Genomic DNA, 18,815 nt, shown 5'->3' with positions numbered 1-18,815 from the left:
AGCACTTTCTTTCGGTGTTAAAATTACGTTTATGTGAAAGATTCGGGGGTTGTAAATTTATGAGTAAACGAGACTATTATGAGGTCCTTGGACTTAGCAAGGGCGCTTCAACAGATGAAATAAAAAAAGCGTATCGTCGTTTGGCTAAAAAATACCATCCAGACGTAAGCAAAGAAGAAAATGCAATTGAAAAGTTTAAAGAAGTACAAGAAGCATACGAAGTGTTAAGTGATGATCAAAAGCGTGCGCAGTACGATCAATTTGGTCATGCTGGTGCAAATCAAGGATTCGGTGGATTTGGCGGCGGAGGAGACTTCGGCGGTGGCTTCGGTTTTGAAGATATATTTAGTTCTTTCTTTGGCGGTGGCGGCGGCAGACGTCGTGATCCAAATGCTCCGCGCCAAGGCGCTGACTTACAATATCAAGTCACTTTAGATTTTGAAGAAGCTATTTTTGGTAAGGAATTAAATGTGGAAATTCCAGTAGAAGATCCATGTGATACTTGTAAAGGTAGTGGAGCAAAACCAGGAACTTCAAAAGAAACATGTAAACATTGTTCAGGTTCTGGTCAAGTGAGTGTTGAACAAAACACACCGTTTGGTCGTATCGTAAACCGTCAAGCTTGTGGTCATTGTTCAGGAACTGGACAAATTATTAAAGAAAAATGTACGACATGTCACGGTTCAGGTAAAGTTCGTAAACGTAAAAAAATTAATGTTAAAATTCCAGCGGGTATTGATAATGGTCAACAAATTCGTGTGTCTGGAAAAGGTGAAGCCGGCGTAAATGGCGGACCAGCAGGAGACTTATATGTTGTTGTTCATGTAAGAAATCATGAATTCTTCGAGCGTGAAGGAGACCACATTATTTGCGAAATGCCATTAACATTTGCACAAATGGCACTTGGTGCTGAAGTGGAAGTCCCTACTGTTCATGGTAAAGTAAAGTTGAAAATCCCAGCAGGAACACAAACTGGAACAGAGTTCCGCTTAAAAGGAAAAGGTGCTCCGAACGTACGTGGATACGGTCAAGGAGATCAATATGTAGTCGTTCGTGTTGTTGTACCGACGAAATTGACTTCACAGCAAAAAGATTTATTACGTGAATTTGCAGGACAAGAAGAGCAGGATGATAGTTTATTCGGAAAGCTTAAACGTGCTTTCAAAGGGGAATAATGGAAATAAAAAATGGAGTTGGTAAATTGTGAAATGGTCAGAAATTAGTATTCATACAACAGAAGAAGCAGTAGAAGCTGTCTCTCATATTTTACATGAAGCTGGTGCTAGCGGAGTTGCGATTGAGGATCCAGCGGAGTTAACGAAAGAGCGCGAGCAACAATATGGTGAAATTTATGCATTGAATCCAGATGAATATCCGGCGGAAGGTGTATTAATAAAAGCATATTTCCCGCAAACCGATTCTTTACATGAAACGATTGCAGGTGTAAAATCATCTATTGATGTGCTTCCATCTTACGACATCGAAATTGGTACTGGAAATATTACCGTTAACGAAGTCAATGAAGAAGATTGGGCTACTGCTTGGAAAAAATATTACCATCCAGTACAAATTTCTGATACATTCACAATCGTACCGACTTGGGAAGAATATACACCATCTTCTCCTGATGAAAAAATCATTGAATTAGACCCGGGTATGGCGTTTGGTACAGGAACTCATCCAACAACAACGATGTGTATCCGTGCTTTAGAAAAAACAGTACAGCCAGGTGACGCTATTATTGATGTAGGAACAGGTTCTGGTGTACTTAGTATTGCAGCAGCAAAATTAGGTGCGTCTTCTGTTCAAGCGTATGATTTAGATCCGGTTGCGGTTGAAAGTGCAGAAATGAATGTACGTTTAAATAAAACAGATGATATCGTGTCTGTTGGACAAAATAGTCTTTTAGAAGGTATTGAAGGTCCTGTTGATTTAATCGTAGCTAACTTATTAGCAGAAATTATTCTATTATTCCCTGAAGATGCAGCAAGAGTTGTGAAGTCAGGTGGATTATTTATTACATCGGGCATTATTGCTGCGAAGGAAAAAGTAATTTCTGAGGCGCTAGAAAAAGCTGGATTTACAATTGAAGAAGTGTTACGAATGGAAGATTGGGTAGCAATTATTGCACGAAATGCGTAATATAGATTTTAGTCTATAATGAAAAGGGGAGTCTCTCACTATAAGGTGAGGGACTTGCCGTTTGTTATATGAAAAATGATAACGTTTCGTTCTTTTCGTAAGTGTTGACTTACGAAAGGAACGAAACTCTACTAAGGTGATTATATGCAACGTTATTTTGTAGAAGAGAAATATGTAAATGAGACAAGTATTCGCATTGTAGGTGATGACGTACATCATATCGCAAGAGTGATGCGTATGTCAGCTGGTGATCATATTTATTGCTGTGTAAATGGAAAAACAGCAGTATGTTCAATTGATGAAATTACCAGTGAATTTATTAATACGGCTATTGTAGAATGGGTAGAGGCGTCAAGTGAACTTCCTGTTTTCGTGACGATTGCAAGTGGACTGCCAAAAGGAGACAAGCTAGAGTTAATTTTTCAAAAAGGAACTGAGCTTGGGGCAGCTGCATTCTTACCATTTCAAGCATCTCGCTCTATCGTAAAATGGGATGCGAAAAAAGCTGATAAAAAAGTTGAGCGTTTAAGAAAAATTGTGAAAGAAGCTGCGGAACAATCACATAGAAGTGAAATTCCAGAAGTACATGCTCCAGCATCATTTAAGCAATTGCTTTCAATGATTGGTGAGTATGATGCTTGTCTTGTTGCTTACGAAGAGGAAGCAAAACAAGGCGAGAAATCTAATTTTGCGAAAGCTTTAACGACAATGAAACCAGGTCAAAAGCTATTGATTGTATTTGGCCCAGAAGGCGGTTTAGCTGAGGAAGAGATTACAGCGCTTCGTGAACATAAATTTGTACCATGTAGTTTAGGACCAAGAATTTTAAGAACAGAAACGGCGCCGTTATACGCGTTAAGTGCTGCTTCGTATCATTTTGAATTGATGGGGTGATGATCAATGTCAACTGTTGCGTTCCATACGTTAGGTTGTAAAGTAAACCACTATGAAACAGAAGCCATTTGGCAATTGTTTAAACAAGGTGGTTATGAAAGAACAGAATATGAAAAGAAAGCTGATGTATATGTTATTAACACATGTACAGTAACGAATACTGGGGACAAAAAAAGCCGTCAAGTAATCAGACGTGCTGTGCGTCAAAATCCAGATGCAGTTATTTGTGTAACGGGATGTTATGCACAAACATCTCCAGCTGAAATTATGGCGATCCCGGGTGTGGATATTGTAGTTGGTACACAGGATCGTGAAAAGATGTTAGGTTACATCGAAGAATTCCGTAAAGAGCGTCAACCAATTAATGCTGTCCGCAATATTATGAAAACACGTGTGTACGAAGAACTTGATGTACCTTATTTCACGGATCGTACACGTGCGTCTTTAAAAATACAAGAGGGTTGCAATAACTTCTGTACATTCTGTATCATTCCTTGGGCGCGCGGTTTAATGCGTTCTCGTGATGGAAAAGAAGTTATTAAACAAGCGCAACAATTAGTGGATGCAGGCTATAAAGAAATCGTATTAACGGGTATTCATACAGGTGGATACGGCGAAGACATAAAAGATTATAACTTAGCTGGATTACTTCGTGATATGGAAGCGGAAGTAGGCGGATTAAAACGTCTTCGTATTTCTTCTATTGAAGCGAGTCAAATTTCAGATGAAGTAATTGAAGTGTTAGATAAATCTGAAGTAGTTGTACGCCACTTGCATATTCCGTTGCAATCTGGCTCTAATACTGTATTAAAACGTATGCGTCGTAAATATACGATGGAATTCTTCCAAGAGCGTTTAGATCGTTTGAAAGAAGCGTTACCAGGCCTTGCGATTACATCTGACGTAATCGTTGGTTTCCCAGGTGAAACAGAAGAAGAATTCATGGAAACATACAATTTCATTAAAGAGAACCGCTTCTCTGAGTTACATGTGTTCCCTTACTCAAAACGTACAGGAACACCTGCAGCGCGCATGGAAGATCAAGTTCCTGAAGATGTGAAGAACGATCGTGTTCATCGTTTAATTGAGCTATCTAATCAATTAGCGAAAGAGTACGCATCAGCGTTTGAAGGTGAAGTGCTTGAAATCATTCCGGAAGAGCAATTTAAAGAGGGCGACCGTGAAGGGTTATATGTAGGTTATACAGATAACTACTTGAAAATTGTATTTGAAGGATCAGAAGAATTAATTGGTAAGCTAGTGAAAGTGAAAATTACGAAAGCTGGTTATCCATATAACGAAGCGCAATTTGTTCGTGTTCTTGAAGATGATGTGAAAAAAGAATCAGCTAGCGCATAAAAAGAGCGTGCAACCGGAAACGGTTTGCATGCTTTCTTTATTTGAAGCGGTTAAGTAATAGAAGGTGGGGAGGCGTTTCATGCATCCCTGTATGAAAAAAGATGAAATGATAAAAATATAGTTGTCTTCATCAGTGAAGGATACTAGTTATTTGCATAACTTTTGAAAAGGAAATGCTTCTATTCTTCTTTTATTCTGCCAAATAGTTGACCTGAAGTGATAAAATGTATTATAATCGTAAAAGACATGCTGAAGAAGTGTTTCTTTTTGCATGCTGAAGTTAGTATGTAAGTGTGATGTTTCGGAGGGAGGGAAAGAGAATGTCAAAAACAGTCGTTCGTAAAAACGAGTCTTTGGAGGATGCACTTCGCCGTTTTAAAAGATCGGTTTCTAAAACTGGTACACTTGCTGAAGCAAGAAAGCGCGAGTTTTATGAAAAACCAAGTGTAAAACGTAAGAAGAAATCTGAAGCGGCAAGAAAGCGTAAATTCTAAGAGAGGGTGTAAGTTATGAGTCTTCTCGGTCGTTTAAACGATGATATGAAACAAGCGATGAAGAATAAACAAAAAGAAAAATTAACCGTTATTCGTATGGTTAAGGCTGCTTTACAAAATGAAGGTATTAAACTGCAACATACTCTTACTGAAGAAGAGGAAATAACAGTTTTAGCTCGTGAAGTAAAACAGTATAAGGACTCCCTCCTTGAATTTAAAAAAGCTGGTCGTGAAGACCTTGTTAATAAACTGCAAAGTGAAATTCAGATTTTAAGCGCATATTTGCCAGAGCAATTAACTGAAGAAGAACTAGTTGATGTAATCAAGCAAGTTATTTCTGAAGTTGGTGCGACTTCTAAAGCAGATATGGGTAAGGTGATGACTGCTGTTATGCCGAAAGTAAAAGGTAAAACAGACGGATCACTTGTGAATAAGCTGGTTATCCAGCTATTAGCATAAAAAAACGTCTCATTTCGTATGAGACGTTTTTTTATTGTTCTGATTAAGGCGAAACGCTATATTGCTTAAAAAGCGTTTCTGTAAGTGATAAAAACCCCTCTAGTTAAAGTTTCAATTTATTATTTCCTTGTATAATTCCGATTCTACACCTATTCTTACTTCCTTGACTAAAACTTCTTTCGCGAATAAAAGCTAAGTACCGAGCCTTCTGAAACTCAGATTGAAGTTTTATAGCTTGCTCTTCAGCATAATCCTCAAAGGTAACGAAAGAGATTCTAACTATTTTAGATTTTGCATCAGTTGCATAAAATGGCTGGATATTACTGTCGGTAACTTGTTTTATAACATTCAAAACTTCTTGACCAAAGCCGATTTCCTTTCGTATTTCCTCATTTATTAATTCATTTTTTAATGAACCCTAATATTTTTTGAAATTCATATAACAACCATCTATAAAATATTCTTACTTACAACGTAACATTCAGAGTGAAGAAATTTTCTTTTTTTTTGATTTTATCCCGCATTAACGGGTAGCCCGATTGGTGAGGATTGATTATAGTTTTACTTTATCTCAGTTGTCCAATAAATGACAACTACTTATTCTATGGTCAGTATGTCACGTCCAGAACGAATTGTAACAGGTTTTTTCAAGTTTCCCACTTCTCGCTAGGCTCAATTTCTTAATGTAACTTGTACTGATATCCTGTAGGGGCGCATATTCTTGTATTAATACTTCTATTATTAAAGGTAACATCCTCTGATCCATCATTGTCCTGACAAATATGATTTCATATAGCGACTGTTTTAATTAACATGATATGAACTCTTGCAGAATATAGTTATGTTAGTGAAGTCGTTATAACACGATAGGCACTTGTGAAAAAATACATATATATGGGATGAGAGGGGGTCTTTCGAGATGAAGAAATTAGAACAAATGAAAAATTGGTTGACAAAACAAGTAGACCTACCAGTGGATGTATTAATGGATCTACCTCGGATTACTCTTGTTGGGCAAATACATATTTATATAGAAAATCATCGGGGGTTATTAGTGTTTTCAGATAAAGAAGTGCGATTGCTTTTAAAACACGGTCAATTATTAATTAAAGGACAATCCTTTGTTATTAAAACGATTCTTCCAGAAGAGCTTTTACTCGAGGGGATAATTGAGCAAGTAACATTTTTAGAAAATGAAAAAAAAGGTGATTGAAGTGAAACTTCCATTTGTGAAGTTTTTCTTCTTTATCCTGTAAAAGTTCCGTTGATAGAGACTGATTACAGTTTTACTCTGTTTTATTTTAGTACGAGCTATTTTAATGCTTCAAATAAAAAGTAGTATATCTACTTTTAGAAAGGTAGTGAAGGTGGTAAATGAAAAATAAATGGTTTATAAAGTGGCTTGGATATGTAAAAGTGCGAATTGAAGGTAGAGGAGCGGAACGGTTTGTTAATGAATGTGTACGGAGGAATTTATTAGTTTGGGATGTTAAAAAGATAGCTGATGAAACGTTAGTTTTTTGTATGTTGTTACGCGATGTGAAAAAAATAAAACCAATTTATAGAAAAAATGAATGTAAATTATATTTTATTGGACGTTATGGTTTTCCTTTTTGGAATAAACGTTTAATTAAAAACAGTGGATTTTTAATTGGTTTTTTAATTTTCTTTTTTGGTGTGATTGCAATGTCAAATATGGTTTGGAAAATTGAAATTACAGGAGCTAAACCTGAAACAGAATATATATTGATGAAAGAATTGGATAAAATGGGTATTAAAAAAGGGAAACTACAATTTCAAATGCCGAATGTAGAAGATGTACAACGCCATTTGACAGATAATATTAATGCCATTACTTGGGCGGGACTAGAAGTAAGGGGAACGACTTATCATTTTAAAATTGTTGAAAAAAACGAACCGAAGAAAGAAAAGGAACAAAGGCCGCAAAATTTAGTAGCAAAAAAAGAAGCGATTATTACAAAAACGTTTGTAGAAGTTGGAAAGCCGGTTGTACTGAAAAATGATCATGTAGAAAAAGGACAGATTCTCGTATCGGGAATATATGGTAATGAGGAAAGTCCGACGATTGTTTCAGCGAAAGGTATTGTATATGGCGAAACGTGGTATACATCTAAGGTGGATGTCCCGTTAAAGACGCAATTCCAAGTGTATACTGGTAATGTATACAATGAACATTTTCTTAAATTCGGGGATACGAAAATAAAAATATGGGGATTTCAGCATGATAAGTATAAACGCTCTCGTACTGAAAGTGTAAAGCATGATGTGAAATTATTTGGTTTTACACTGCCGATTGCATATGAAAAAGATGTTGTGAGAGAAGAGGAAGAAGCGAATCGAGAATATACAGAAAAGCAAGCGCTGAAAGTAGCGAAGGAGATGGCCGAAAAAGAACTAAAGAAAAAATTGGATGAACATGCTATGATTGTAAGTGATAAGATTTTGAGTAAAGAGGTTGAGGCGGATCAACTAAAAGTCACATTGCATTATACTGTGGTTGAAAATATTGCAGAGCCACAACCAATATCCGAATCCGATATTCAAGGAGACTGAGTAATGGCAGAACAATTAGTAGAAATGAACCAACAATTGGAAAATGCTAACGAAGCAATCGCTCTTTTTGGAGTTAATGATGCGCATTTAAAAGTAATTGAACGAGAACTGAATGTATCGATCGTAACTAGAGGAGAAACTGTTCATGTATCTGGGGCAGTTGAAACGGTGGCACTCGTAGAAAAAATCTTACAGCAATTACTTGTTGTAATTCGTAAAAGTATATCAATTTCAGAGAGAGATGTTGCGTATGCGATTCAGCTTGCACAACAAGGGAAAATTGCTCAATTTGAAGAGTTATATGAGGAAGAAATTTTCAAGACTGCAAAAGGTAAATCCATTCGTGTAAAAACAATGGGGCAAAGAAGATATATTCATGCGATGAAGAAGAATGATATTGTCTTTGGGATAGGGCCTGCAGGAACTGGAAAAACATATTTAGCTGTAGTAATGGCTGTGAGGGCTTTAAAACAAGGATATGTAAAGAAAATTATTTTAACAAGACCTGCTGTAGAAGCTGGAGAAAATTTAGGTTTTTTACCAGGGGATTTGAAAGAGAAGGTAGATCCATACTTACGCCCGTTATATGATGCTTTACATGATATTCTTGGACAAGAATATACGCAGCGTATGATGGAGCGAGGAGTAATTGAAATAGCTCCGCTTGCTTATATGAGGGGGCGTACGCTTGATGATTCATTTGTTATTTTAGATGAGGCTCAAAATACAACGGGTGCTCAAATAAAAATGTTTTTAACAAGATTAGGTTTTAGTTCTAAAATGGTTATTACAGGGGACCCTTCACAAGTAGACTTGCCAAAAGGGGTAAAATCAGGGCTATCTATAGCTGCTAATATTTTATCTGGTGTATCAGGTCTGTCATTTATTACATTAGAACAAACGGACGTTGTGAGACATCCATTGGTGCAACGTATTATTGAGGCATATGATAAAATGGAATGATCCTATTTGTCAGGATCATTTCTTTTTGTATGATAAGGTTGGCGAACGTCATATTTTTTACTATCATGAAAGATAAGGAAAATAAACTATTGGTACTAGTGTATAAAATATTGCCTCAAAGTATCGTTTGGTAGAAGAAATGAAAGCTATAAATAGTTTCACTTTATTTCTGGAGAGGAGAAGGTATTGAAATCATGTCAAGATCTCAAGAAATTTCTAAGTGGTTTCGTAATTTACAACATTCGAAAAAACTAAGTTGGATTTCTTACGTTGTGTTAGGAGCAGTGCTGTTTTTTGCGCTTATGAATAATGTAAAACCAGAACAATTAGATGTTAATATGTATTCTATTGCGAAAAAGACAATCCATTCTCCTATAAAAATTGAAGATAAAGTTACAACGGATAAAAAGAAAAAAGAAGCCGCTACAAAAGTTGAAGATCAATATACATATAAAAGTGAGTATAAACAAAACAAAGTTGATATTGTGAATGACGTCTTTGCTAAAGTGGATGAAGTGGTGCAAGAGATTAAAGCTGTTGGACCGGATGATCAAAAAAAGATGACTGATGCTGAGAAAGTGGACAAGTTAAAAAAGAAACTACCCGCTGACTTAACGAAAGAGTTATCTGATTCAAACTTACTGAATTTGATTAATGCAGATCCGAGCCAATTAGTATTAGCGAAAGATGCTGCGGTCACAGCGATTAATAGTATCATGACTGAGCATATTAAAATGGACGAATTGAAAGATGCGAAAGAACGATATGTAAGTGAGATGAATAGTGTTAATGTTGATAATGGTTTAAAAGAATCAATTAAGGCGCTAGGAAGATATGCAATTTCAGCTAACTATTTTTATGACCCAATCTTAACGAAAGAGAAGAGAAAAGCAGAGGAAGATTTAGTTCCACCTGTTTATATTCTTCAAGGACAAGTTCTTGTTAGAGAAGGTGAAACAATTTCAAGTGATGTGTATAATCAGTTGAAATTAGTTGGTTTGTTAGAAAAAGGGAACGGCTTTCAACCTTATGTTGGATTAGCGGTACTCATTGGTGTGTTACTATACTTTATGCATAAACAATTTGAATTATTTTTAAAGAGAAAAAGAGAAGATAGACCGTATGTTTTAGCGTATATTACGATTTTGTCTATCACAATCGTCTTAATGAAAATCATTAGTTTGTTTCAAAAACTTGAATACGCAGGGATTGCATATGTTGTCCCAGTTGCGATGGGAACAATACTTGTAAAACTAATGATTGGTGATCGATTTGTCTTTTTAACGAGTATGATTTTTTCTGTATGCGGAAGTATTATGTTTAATGAAGGAGTAACGAGTACATTAAATTATAGTGTAGGGATTTACGTATTGTTAAGTTCGTTATCGGTTAGTATTTTCTTGCGAGAAAAAAATCGTCGTACAATGATTTTACAAGCTGGTATACTCGTTTCTGTATTAAATGTAGTCGTATTGGCGGCGCTCTTATTATTACGTAATGGGAATTTTTCGCCTCTTGAAATTGGTACGCAATTATTAATGGCTTCACTTTCAGGGATTATATCATCCGTTTTGGCTATGGGGATTTTACCATATTTAGAAAGTGGACTTGGAATCGTATCAAGTATGAAGCTTATGGAATTATCAAGCCCAAATCATCCACTTTTACGCAGAATTTTGTTAGAAGCGCCAGGGACATATCATCATAGTGTAATGGTAGCGAATCTTTCTGAGGCTGCTTGTGAAGCAGTCGGGGCAAATGGTGTATTAGCGCGTGTAGGGGCATATTATCATGATGTAGGAAAAACAGTACAACCGCAATTCTTTATTGAAAACCAAATGGGAATTGAAAACCCGCATGATAAATTAGATCCTGTAACAAGTAAAGATATTATAATTGCTCACGTAACGGATGGAGTAAGAATGCTCGAAGAATATCATATTCCACAAGAAATTATTGATATCGCTGGGCAACATCACGGTACAACGTTACTGAAATATTTTTATTATAAAGCTATTAAAGAAGATAAAGAAAAATATACAGAAGAGATGTTCCGTTATCCAGGTTCAAAAGCAACTTCGAAAGAATCGGCAATTGTTGGTATTGCTGATAGTGTAGAAGCTGCGGTACGTTCTATGAATCACCCAACGCCAGAACAAATTAATAATTTGGTGCAAAGTATTATTAAAGATCGACTGCAAGACGGTCAATTTAGTGAATGTGATTTGACGTTTAAGGAACTACAAATCGTTGGAAAAACGTTGTGTGAAACGTTAAATGGTATTTTCCATTCGCGTATTACATATCCGGAACCTCCGGAAGAAAAGGAGAAAGAATGAGTTTGTTAATTGATTTTATTGATGAAACAGAAGAAGTAAAAGAAGAGTATATGAGTTTAATTCGTGAAGTGTTAGAAAAAGCAGCTCAAATGGAAAATATCGAGGCTGGTGCGGAGGTATCGGTGACATTTGTAGATAATGAGCGCATTAGAGAAATTAATCGTGATTACCGAGATAAAGATCAACCTACAGATGTAATATCCTTTGCTATGGAAGAGATGGGAGAAGGAGAAATGGAGATTGTTGGCGCAGAGATGCCGCGCATGTTAGGTGATCTTATTATCTCTATTCCAAGGGCGAAAGAGCAAGCTGAAGAGTACGGACATTCTTTCGATCGTGAACTTGGATTTTTGGCGTTACATGGCTTTTTACATTTACTTGGTTATGATCACATGACAGAAGAAGATGAAAAAGAAATGTTCGGAAGACAAAAAGAAATTTTAGAAGCTTTTGGATTAGGACGATGAAAAAAGGAAAACTTATAGATAGTTTTGGATATGCTATAGCTGGTATATTCTTTTGTTTTCGTCATGAACGAAATATGAAAATCCATTATTTAGCCGCAGTCATTGTTATATGCTGCGGCTTTTATTTCCATATTACGAAAATAGAGTGGATGATATTACTTGTTGTAATAGGGAGTGTAATGAGTTTAGAGATGGTAAATACGGCTGTGGAAAAAACGGTAGATTTAGCGACTGCCGATATTCATCCGTTTGCAAAAATTGCAAAGGATGTTGCGGCAGGAGCGGTTTTATTGTTTGCAATTATAGCTGTTATAATTGGTGCTATTATCTTTTTACCGTATATGGTATAGTTGCATTCCGAAGCTTTTATTAAGCTTTGGAAGTGCTGTAAGGGCCTTTAATGAGAGAGTGTATCTCTTCATAGCTGTGAACAGGAAGGATGCGGGAATATGAATAGTAAACAATTAATTCTAGAAGCAATCGAAGCGCGTAAACAAGCGTACGTACCATATTCTAAATTTCAAGTAGGTGCAGCATTATTAACGCGCGGTGGAAAAGTATATCGTGGATGTAATGTTGAGAATGCATCATATGGCTTATGTAATTGTGCTGAAAGAACAGCTTTATTTAAGGCGGTTTCTGAAGGAGATAAAGAATTTGTAGCCATTGCGGTTGTAGCAGATACAAAGCGCCCAGTACCTCCTTGTGGAGCATGTCGACAAGTTATGGTAGAATTATGTAAACAGGATACGAAAGTATACTTATCAAACTTACATGGTGACGTTCAGGAGACGACAGTCGGAGAATTGTTACCAGGAGCATTTTTAGCGGAGGATTTACATGAATAGAAAAGGTTATAAATCAGGTTTTGTCTCTATTATTGGCAGACCGAATGTTGGAAAATCTACATTTTTAAACCGTATTATTGGCCAGAAAATTGCTATTATGAGTGATAAGCCACAAACGACTCGTAATAAAATTCAAGGTGTATATACAGAAAATGATGCACAAGTTATTTTCATTGATACACCAGGAATACATAAACCTAAACATAAATTAGGCGACTTCATGGTAAAGATGGCTCAAACGACATTAAAAGAAGTTGATATTGTTCTGTTTATGGTTAATGCAGTTGAAGGATTTGGTCGTGGTGAGGAATTCATCATTGAGAAATTAAAAGAAACGAAACAACCAGTATTTTTAGTCATTAATAAAATTGACCAACTTCATCCAGAGCAATTACTAGAGTTAATTGATCAATATCGTAAACTACATGAATTTGCAGAGATTGTACCAATTTCTGCGTTAGACGGTAATAATGTGGACGCTTTAATTGGAACAATTAAAAAGTATTTACCAGAAGGACCACAATACTATCCAGAGAATCAAGTAACGGATCATCCGGAGAGATTTATTATTGCAGAGCTTATTCGTGAGAAAGTACTACATTTAACACGTGAAGAAGTGCCGCATTCTGTGGCTGTTGTTATCGATGCGATTCAAAAGCGTGAGGGCGGGGCAGTTTATATAAATGCAACGATTGTTGTTGAACGTGCATCACAAAAAGGAATCATCATCGGAAAACAAGGGAAAATGTTAAAAGAAGTTGGTAAGCGAGCTCGTTTTGATATTGAAGCGCTACTTGGTTCTAAAGTATTTTTAGAAGTATGGGTAAAAGTGCAAAAAGATTGGCGTAATAAAATGTCTCAGCTTCGTGACCTAGGTTTCCGCGAGGATGAGTACTAAAATAGAGTAAAGTTGTAATCAGTGGATGGTTGGTTCATCCACTGATTATTGGTTTTTATGAACTTTGATAAATTAGGAAAAATTTTTCTCACATGAAAATGGACAAAATGGGTCAATTTAATAACAACAAAGGAAATTGGTTTATAGGCTACGCTTATTGAGAAAGGTGGATTCTTATGCTAGATTTTACCTGGAAGTTTTTCTCCAAAACAGGAAGCATTGAAACGTACTTGCTTTTGAAAGAAATGGAAAAAGACGTAAACGATGAGATGGATCAACATGAAGAGGAGCTAGCGCATCTAGACTCTCCAATTTCTTGACCCGTTTTGTTCAAACCTTGGATGGTGACGAACATGTTTCAAAAAGTTGAGGGTATCGTTATCCGTACGACAGATTACGGAGAAACGAACAAAATTGTTACAATATTCTCAAGAGAACTTGGTAAGGTAAGTGCAATGGCAAGAGGGGCAAAAAAACCGAAAAGCCGATTAGCATCTGTGTCGCAATTAATGACACATGGCCATTTTCTAATTCAAATGGGATCTGGGCTTGGAACATTGCAACAAGGCGAGATTATTTCAACTATGAAAGAAATTCGCGAGGATATATTTTTAACTGCTTATGCATCATTTATTGTTGAGTTAACTGATAAAGCAACAGAAGATAAAAAACATAATCCGTATTTATTTGAAATGTTATATCAAACGTTGCATTATATGTGTGAGGGTGTTGATCCAGAAGTATTATCATTAATTTATCAAACGAAAATGCTTCCGGTATTAGGGATGCGCCCGTACTTTGATACATGTGCGATTTGTCATCAAGAAACAGACTTTGTCGCCTTCTCCGTAAGGGAAGGCGGTTTTCTGTGCTCACGTCATGCAGAGCAAGACCCATATCGTATACCGGTAGGAGAAGCTGTTCATAAATTATTACGCCTTTTCTTCCATTTCGATTTACATAGGCTCGGAAATGTATCGGTAAAGGATAGCACAAAAAAACAAATGCGTTTAGTATTGAATACATATTATGATGAATATTGCGGAATTTATTTGAAATCAAGACGTTTTTTAGAACAACTTGATAAGTTTCAAATATAATTTTGGGCCGTATACGGTCCTTTTTACATACTTTCTTTTTCGAATAGCATATTTAGTATATAATATTTAAGAGATAGTATAACTTTTTTCGTTGTGCATTAAAGGTGGTGATTATCATAGAGCTGAATAAACGGCAAGAACATATCATTCAGATTGTAAAAGATCACGGTCCTATTACAGGGGAATCAATTGCAGCGCAATTGGGTCTAACACGTGCGACGCTAAGACCAGACTTAGCAATTTTAACGATGGCTGGTTATTTAGAAGCACGTCCACGCGTAGGTTATTTTTATACGGGTAAAACTGGGGGGCAGCTATTATCTGAAGCTGTTAAGAAAATTAAAGTACAAGATTATCAATCTAGACCGGTTGTAATTGATAAAAATGTTTCCGTATACGATGCAATTTGTACGATGTTTTTAGAGGACGTTGGTACATTGTTCGTTGTAGATCAGATGACTCTATTAGTTGGTGTTGTGTCTCGTAAAGATTTATTAAGAGCGAGCTTAGGAAAGCAGGATTTAACCTCTCTTCCGGTTAATATTATCATGACAAGGATGCCAAACATTGCGATGTGTCGTAGAGAGGATTCTTTATATGATATTGCGATGGAATTAATAGAAAGACAGATTGATGCAATGCCAGTTGTAAAAGATACGAAACAAGGTTTAGAAGTGATTGGGCGAATTACAAAAACAAATATTACACGTGCGTTTGTAAATTTAGTAAATAACGAATAAGTGTAATTTGTTTAAAGTGAGGTAATGTAATGGATAATAAAATCGTATATGTCGTATCTGACTCTGTAGGAGAAACGGCTGATTTGGTTGTTCGAGCAGCAATGGGGCAATTCCCGTTTGCTCCTGATATTAGACGTGTACCGTATGTAGAAGATACAGGGACATTAAAAGAAGTGATTTCGATTGCTAAGAGTAATCAAGCACTTATATGTTTTACGTTAGTTAAGCCTGATATGCGCCAGTATTTAGTAACAGAGGCTGCAAAAGAAGGGGTAGAGGCATACGATATTATCGGCCCTCTTATTGATCAAATTGAAGAAATTACGGGGCAAGTGCCGAGATATGAGCCAGGTGTTGTCCGTAGGTTAGATGAAGAATACTTTAAAAAGATTGAAGCGATTGAGTTTGCTGTGAAGTATGATGACGGCAGAGATGCACGAGGTATTTTAAAAGCAGATATCGTGTTGATTGGTGTTTCGCGTACATCAAAAACACCACTTTCCCAATATTTAGCTCATAACAAACGCTTGAAAGTTGCGAATGTACCACTCGTGCCAGAAGTTGACCCACCTGAAGAACTATATCAAGTGGCAAAAGAAAAATGTTTCGGTTTGAAAATTACGCCAGATAAGTTAAATCATATTCGAAAAGAACGATTAAAATCACTTGGATTAAGTGATGGAGCAACATATGCAAATATTAATCGTATTCAAGAAGAAATTGATCACTTTGAGGAAGTAATTAGTAGAATAAATTGCCAAGTAATCGATGTATCGAATAAAGCGATTGAAGAAACAGCAAATATTATTGTGAATGCAGTGCAAAACCAAAAAATGTTTTAGCACATTTACCAAAGGTGAATGTGCTTTTTTCGCTCGTGTGAAATATGGTGCTTATGGACTTTGTAATAGATTGTAGTGTAATGGTTATACTTATACTCCTTTGTCTTTTAGTATATTCAAGGTGTGAGTTTGTCATCCTGAAATGTAAGATGAAAAAATAAAGGGATATGTAGCGTAGTTGAAGAAAATATATTATAATAAAAAATTGTGATAAAAACCTATATTTTACGTTTAGACTTTAATTTTTCAGAATAAACTAGGGATAGGATTTACGAAAAAGACATGTAATTACGTTAAATCGACAAAATCTATACAAGAAAACGCACATTATGGAAGGATTCACAGAAGGGATGTAGAATACAGAAATATGCAAAACATCAACAACATATTAGTTGGTGTAGATGTATATCCCGTGAAGGCTAAAATTGTGCAAGTTGGAGCGGAATTTCATGTCGGAATTTTGTTTGTCGCATCATATGCTCATCCTTTAAGGAAATAGCAAGGCAATTGGATCTTTGTAGATACTGAACAAAATGTAGTTGATTGTTATATGGATCAACATAAAAAAGTTACAAATCTCAAGATCAAACAGTATATGTGGCTTGCTACTCTTCTTGTAAAAAGGTGTATATGTATTGTTTCTAAGAGATACATTTGTAACAGATGAGCAAATGTATACAATTTTATATAGCAAGTATGTATATGCGATTTATACAGATAAGGGACCTATAGGAAAGGTTCAAAATCGTTTATACAATGTAATCGGCAACACTTTCTAACAAGTTTAGAAAAATATTGTCGAATTATAAAGGAATTTTTTAATTTATATCGAATACAAAATACGACACGGAGATGGAGTTATGGGGAACAGAATTCCCGAAGAAGTTGTTGAACAGATTCGGACATCATCCGATATTGTAGAAGTCATTGGTGAATACGTTCAACTTAGAAAACAGGGGCGTAACTATTTCGGTCTTTGTCCATTTCATGGTGAGAATTCTCCTTCATTCTCTGTTTCATCTGATAAGCAAATTTTTCATTGCTTCGGATGTGGAGAAGGTGGAAATGTATTTTCCTTTCTAATGAAAATGGAAGGACTGGCTTTTACCGAGGCTGTTCAAAAGCTAGGCGAAAGAAATGGAATTGCGGTTGCAGAGTATACATCAGGGCAAGGACAACAAGAAGACATATCTGATGACACTGTCATCATGCAACAAGCTCATGAATTATTGAAAAAGTATTATCATCATTTATTAGTAAATACGGAAGAGGGAAATGAAGCACTTTCATATTTATTAAACCGTGGTATTACGAAAGAGATGATTGAGAAGTTTGAAATTGGTTATGCATCACCTGCTTGGGATGCAGCGACGAAAATTTTACAAAAAAGAGGTTTATCGCTGTCTACTATGGAACAAGCTGGCCTTCTAATAAGAAGTGAGAAGGATGGTAGTCATTATGATCGCTTCCGTGGAAGAGTTATGTTCCCGATCTATACGTTACAAGGTAAGGTGATAGCGTTTAGTGGAAGGGCGTTAGGAGATGACACTCCGAAATATTTAAATAGTCCTGAAACACCGATTTTTCACAAAAGTAAATTGTTGTATAACTTCCACCAAGCAAGACCATTTATTAGAAAGCGTGGGCAAGTGGTTCTTTTCGAAGGATATGCCGATGTACTAGCTGCGGTAAAAAGTGGTGTGGAAGAAGCTGTTGCGACAATGGGAACAGCTTTAACTGAAGAACAAGCAAAACTTCTGCGACGTAACGTTGAAACTGTTGTTCTTTGCTATGATGGTGATAAAGCAGGGCGAGAAGCGACGATGAAAGCAGGGCAATTATTGCTAAAAGTTGGTTGCCAAGTGAAAGTCACATCCTTGCCAGATAAGCTTGATCCTGATGAATATGTGCAACAATATGGGACTACTGCTTTTGAAAATCTTGTGAAATCAAGTGTGAGTTTTGTTGGTTTTAAAATAAATTATTTGCGTTTAGGGAAAAATTTGCAAGATGAGTCTGGCAAAGAAGAATATGTGAAAAGTGTTTTAAAAGAGTTATCGTTGTTACAAGATGCGATGCAGGCAGAGTCATATTTGAAGTCATTATCGCAAGAATTTTCGTATTCAATGGAAACACTTTTGAATCAATTGCACCAATATCGCAAAGAACAAAAGGTACAGCAAAAACAAATAAAGCAGGTTGCTAAACCGTCTCAAGTCGTTCAAACAAAACCGAAGTTAACAGGTTTTGAAAGAGCGGAAAGAGAAATTATTTACCATATGTTGCAAAGTGCAGAAGTAGCTGTTCGTATGGAATCCCATATAGAAGATTTTCATACAGAAGAACATAAAGGGATTTTATATGAACTATACGCATATTATGAAAAGGGAAATGAACCTTCAGTCGGAACATTTTTAAGTTGGCTCTCTGATGAAAAGTTGAAAAATATTATCACTGATATTTCGACGGATGAATTTATTAATCCAGAATACACAGAAGAAGTGTTACAAGGCCATTTGGAGACGCTTAGACGGCATCAGGAAAAACTTGAAAAGATGGAGATCATCTTTAAAGTGAAACAAATGGAAAAAACAGATCCTGTAGAGGCTGCTAAATATTATGTAGCATATTTACAAAATCAAAAAGCGAGAAAATAGCTTTTTTGATAAAGTTTTAGTATAATGAATGTTTGTATC

The 18,815-nt window shown here is 36.0% G+C and carries 20 protein-coding genes; all 20 read left to right on the top strand.

The annotated features are described in order from the left end of the window. Positions 1-59: 59 nt before the first annotated feature. The 20 genes from dnaJ (at position 60) to dnaG (ending at position 18,776) form a co-directional block, all read left to right on the top strand. Entirely contained in the window at positions 60-1,175 is a 1,116-nt protein-coding gene (dnaJ, locus tag C3Y97_RS21810; protein WP_000043946.1) for a molecular chaperone DnaJ, read from the top strand. A 28-nt stretch (positions 1,176-1,203) separates the two neighbouring features. Further along, positions 1,204-2,142, top strand: coding sequence for a 50S ribosomal protein L11 methyltransferase (gene prmA, locus C3Y97_RS21805; protein WP_000872097.1), 939 nt, complete (start codon positions 1,204-1,206; stop codon positions 2,140-2,142). 144 nt (positions 2,143-2,286) lie between these two features. Then, complete coding sequence (locus C3Y97_RS21800; protein WP_088321961.1) at positions 2,287-3,036, top strand: 16S rRNA (uracil(1498)-N(3))-methyltransferase; 750 nt, start codon at positions 2,287-2,289, stop codon at positions 3,034-3,036. Between the two features lie 6 nt (positions 3,037-3,042). Continuing rightward, positions 3,043-4,395 (top strand): tRNA (N(6)-L-threonylcarbamoyladenosine(37)-C(2))-methylthiotransferase MtaB, encoded by a 1,353-nt coding sequence (gene mtaB / locus C3Y97_RS21795; RefSeq protein WP_000108680.1) that lies wholly within the window; start codon positions 3,043-3,045, stop codon positions 4,393-4,395. 320 nt (positions 4,396-4,715) lie between these two features. After that, positions 4,716-4,889 (top strand): 30S ribosomal protein S21, encoded by a 174-nt coding sequence (rpsU, locus tag C3Y97_RS21790; protein WP_000048061.1) that lies wholly within the window; start codon positions 4,716-4,718, stop codon positions 4,887-4,889. 15 nt (positions 4,890-4,904) lie between these two features. Next, complete coding sequence (locus C3Y97_RS21785) at positions 4,905-5,348, top strand: GatB/YqeY domain-containing protein (RefSeq protein WP_000054562.1); 444 nt, start codon at positions 4,905-4,907, stop codon at positions 5,346-5,348. Positions 5,349-6,267: 919 nt separating this feature from the next. Continuing rightward, complete coding sequence (yqfC, locus tag C3Y97_RS21775) at positions 6,268-6,561, top strand: sporulation protein YqfC (protein ID WP_000732269.1); 294 nt, start codon at positions 6,268-6,270, stop codon at positions 6,559-6,561. Positions 6,562-6,722: 161 nt separating this feature from the next. Then, positions 6,723-7,922 (top strand): sporulation protein YqfD, encoded by a 1,200-nt coding sequence (gene yqfD / locus C3Y97_RS21770; protein ID WP_000792498.1) that lies wholly within the window; start codon positions 6,723-6,725, stop codon positions 7,920-7,922. Positions 7,923-7,925: 3 nt separating this feature from the next. Further along, entirely contained in the window at positions 7,926-8,885 is a 960-nt protein-coding gene (locus C3Y97_RS21765) for a PhoH family protein (protein WP_000840501.1), read from the top strand. A 194-nt stretch (positions 8,886-9,079) separates the two neighbouring features. Further along, on the top strand, positions 9,080-11,224 hold the full coding sequence (locus C3Y97_RS21760) for an HD family phosphohydrolase (RefSeq protein WP_000091509.1): 2,145 nt from the start codon (positions 9,080-9,082) through the stop codon (positions 11,222-11,224). After that, positions 11,221-11,691, top strand: a complete 471-nt coding sequence (gene ybeY, locus C3Y97_RS21755) for an rRNA maturation RNase YbeY (RefSeq protein ID WP_136363636.1) — start codon at positions 11,221-11,223, stop codon at positions 11,689-11,691. Before C3Y97_RS21760 ends, ybeY begins: the two co-directional genes overlap by 4 nt. Then, positions 11,688-12,041: a diacylglycerol kinase family protein gene (locus tag C3Y97_RS21750; RefSeq protein ID WP_000715466.1), complete on the top strand. Its 354-nt coding sequence runs from the start codon at positions 11,688-11,690 to the stop codon at positions 12,039-12,041. Before ybeY ends, C3Y97_RS21750 begins: the two co-directional genes overlap by 4 nt. A gap of 99 nt (positions 12,042-12,140) precedes the next feature. Next, positions 12,141-12,539 (top strand): cytidine deaminase, encoded by a 399-nt coding sequence (locus C3Y97_RS21745; RefSeq protein ID WP_001086285.1) that lies wholly within the window; start codon positions 12,141-12,143, stop codon positions 12,537-12,539. Next, positions 12,532-13,437, top strand: coding sequence for a GTPase Era (era, locus tag C3Y97_RS21740; RefSeq protein WP_001080230.1), 906 nt, complete (start codon positions 12,532-12,534; stop codon positions 13,435-13,437). The genes C3Y97_RS21745 and era overlap by 8 nt, the downstream gene beginning before the upstream one ends. Before the next feature lie 176 nt (positions 13,438-13,613). Then, positions 13,614-13,757, top strand: a complete 144-nt coding sequence (locus tag C3Y97_RS21735; protein ID WP_000883924.1) for a YqzL family protein — start codon at positions 13,614-13,616, stop codon at positions 13,755-13,757. Between the two features lie 33 nt (positions 13,758-13,790). Further along, entirely contained in the window at positions 13,791-14,537 is a 747-nt protein-coding gene (gene recO, locus C3Y97_RS21730; protein ID WP_000487009.1) for a DNA repair protein RecO, read from the top strand. 107 nt (positions 14,538-14,644) lie between these two features. Next, positions 14,645-15,277, top strand: coding sequence for a transcriptional regulator CcpN (gene ccpN, locus C3Y97_RS21725; protein ID WP_000583756.1), 633 nt, complete (start codon positions 14,645-14,647; stop codon positions 15,275-15,277). 29 nt (positions 15,278-15,306) lie between these two features. After that, positions 15,307-16,119 (top strand): pyruvate, water dikinase regulatory protein, encoded by an 813-nt coding sequence (locus tag C3Y97_RS21720; protein WP_000368945.1) that lies wholly within the window; start codon positions 15,307-15,309, stop codon positions 16,117-16,119. A gap of 635 nt (positions 16,120-16,754) precedes the next feature. Continuing rightward, entirely contained in the window at positions 16,755-16,898 is a 144-nt protein-coding gene (locus tag C3Y97_RS27910) for a hypothetical protein (RefSeq protein WP_000479734.1), read from the top strand. 81 nt (positions 16,899-16,979) lie between these two features. After that, positions 16,980-18,776, top strand: a complete 1,797-nt coding sequence (gene dnaG / locus C3Y97_RS21715; protein ID WP_000528223.1) for a DNA primase — start codon at positions 16,980-16,982, stop codon at positions 18,774-18,776. Positions 18,777-18,815: the final 39 nt, after the last annotated feature.

It is taken from the genome of Bacillus sp. DU-106 (genome assembly GCF_004799705.1).
Taxonomy (GTDB): Bacteria; Bacillota; Bacilli; order Bacillales; family Bacillaceae_G; genus Bacillus_A; species Bacillus_A cereus.
This window is presented reverse-complemented; position numbering and strand designations above follow the sequence as displayed.

Excerpts from the sequence above, each read along its gene's own strand:
- mtaB (WP_000108680.1), top strand. The coding sequence starts at position 3,043 with ATGTCAACTGTTGCGTTCCATACGTTAGGTTGTAAAGTAAACCACTAT.
- era (WP_001080230.1), top strand. The coding sequence starts at position 12,532 with ATGAATAGAAAAGGTTATAAATCAGGTTTTGTCTCTATTATTGGCAGA.
- dnaJ (WP_000043946.1), top strand. The coding sequence starts at position 60 with ATGAGTAAACGAGACTATTATGAGGTCCTTGGACTTAGCAAGGGCGCT.
- C3Y97_RS21800 (WP_088321961.1), top strand. The coding sequence starts at position 2,287 with ATGCAACGTTATTTTGTAGAAGAGAAATATGTAAATGAGACAAGTATT.
- C3Y97_RS21720 (WP_000368945.1), top strand. The coding sequence starts at position 15,307 with ATGGATAATAAAATCGTATATGTCGTATCTGACTCTGTAGGAGAAACG.
- rpsU (WP_000048061.1), top strand. The coding sequence starts at position 4,716 with ATGTCAAAAACAGTCGTTCGTAAAAACGAGTCTTTGGAGGATGCACTT.
- recO (WP_000487009.1), top strand. The coding sequence starts at position 13,791 with ATGTTTCAAAAAGTTGAGGGTATCGTTATCCGTACGACAGATTACGGA.
- ybeY (WP_136363636.1), top strand. The coding sequence starts at position 11,221 with ATGAGTTTGTTAATTGATTTTATTGATGAAACAGAAGAAGTAAAAGAA.
- dnaG (WP_000528223.1), top strand. The coding sequence starts at position 16,980 with ATGGGGAACAGAATTCCCGAAGAAGTTGTTGAACAGATTCGGACATCA.
- C3Y97_RS21750 (WP_000715466.1), top strand. The coding sequence starts at position 11,688 with ATGAAAAAAGGAAAACTTATAGATAGTTTTGGATATGCTATAGCTGGT.
- C3Y97_RS21765 (WP_000840501.1), top strand. The coding sequence starts at position 7,926 with ATGGCAGAACAATTAGTAGAAATGAACCAACAATTGGAAAATGCTAAC.
- C3Y97_RS21760 (WP_000091509.1), top strand. The coding sequence starts at position 9,080 with ATGTCAAGATCTCAAGAAATTTCTAAGTGGTTTCGTAATTTACAACAT.
- C3Y97_RS21745 (WP_001086285.1), top strand. The coding sequence starts at position 12,141 with ATGAATAGTAAACAATTAATTCTAGAAGCAATCGAAGCGCGTAAACAA.
- yqfC (WP_000732269.1), top strand. The coding sequence starts at position 6,268 with ATGAAGAAATTAGAACAAATGAAAAATTGGTTGACAAAACAAGTAGAC.
- C3Y97_RS21785 (WP_000054562.1), top strand. The coding sequence starts at position 4,905 with ATGAGTCTTCTCGGTCGTTTAAACGATGATATGAAACAAGCGATGAAG.
- yqfD (WP_000792498.1), top strand. The coding sequence starts at position 6,723 with ATGAAAAATAAATGGTTTATAAAGTGGCTTGGATATGTAAAAGTGCGA.
- C3Y97_RS21735 (WP_000883924.1), top strand. The coding sequence starts at position 13,614 with ATGCTAGATTTTACCTGGAAGTTTTTCTCCAAAACAGGAAGCATTGAA.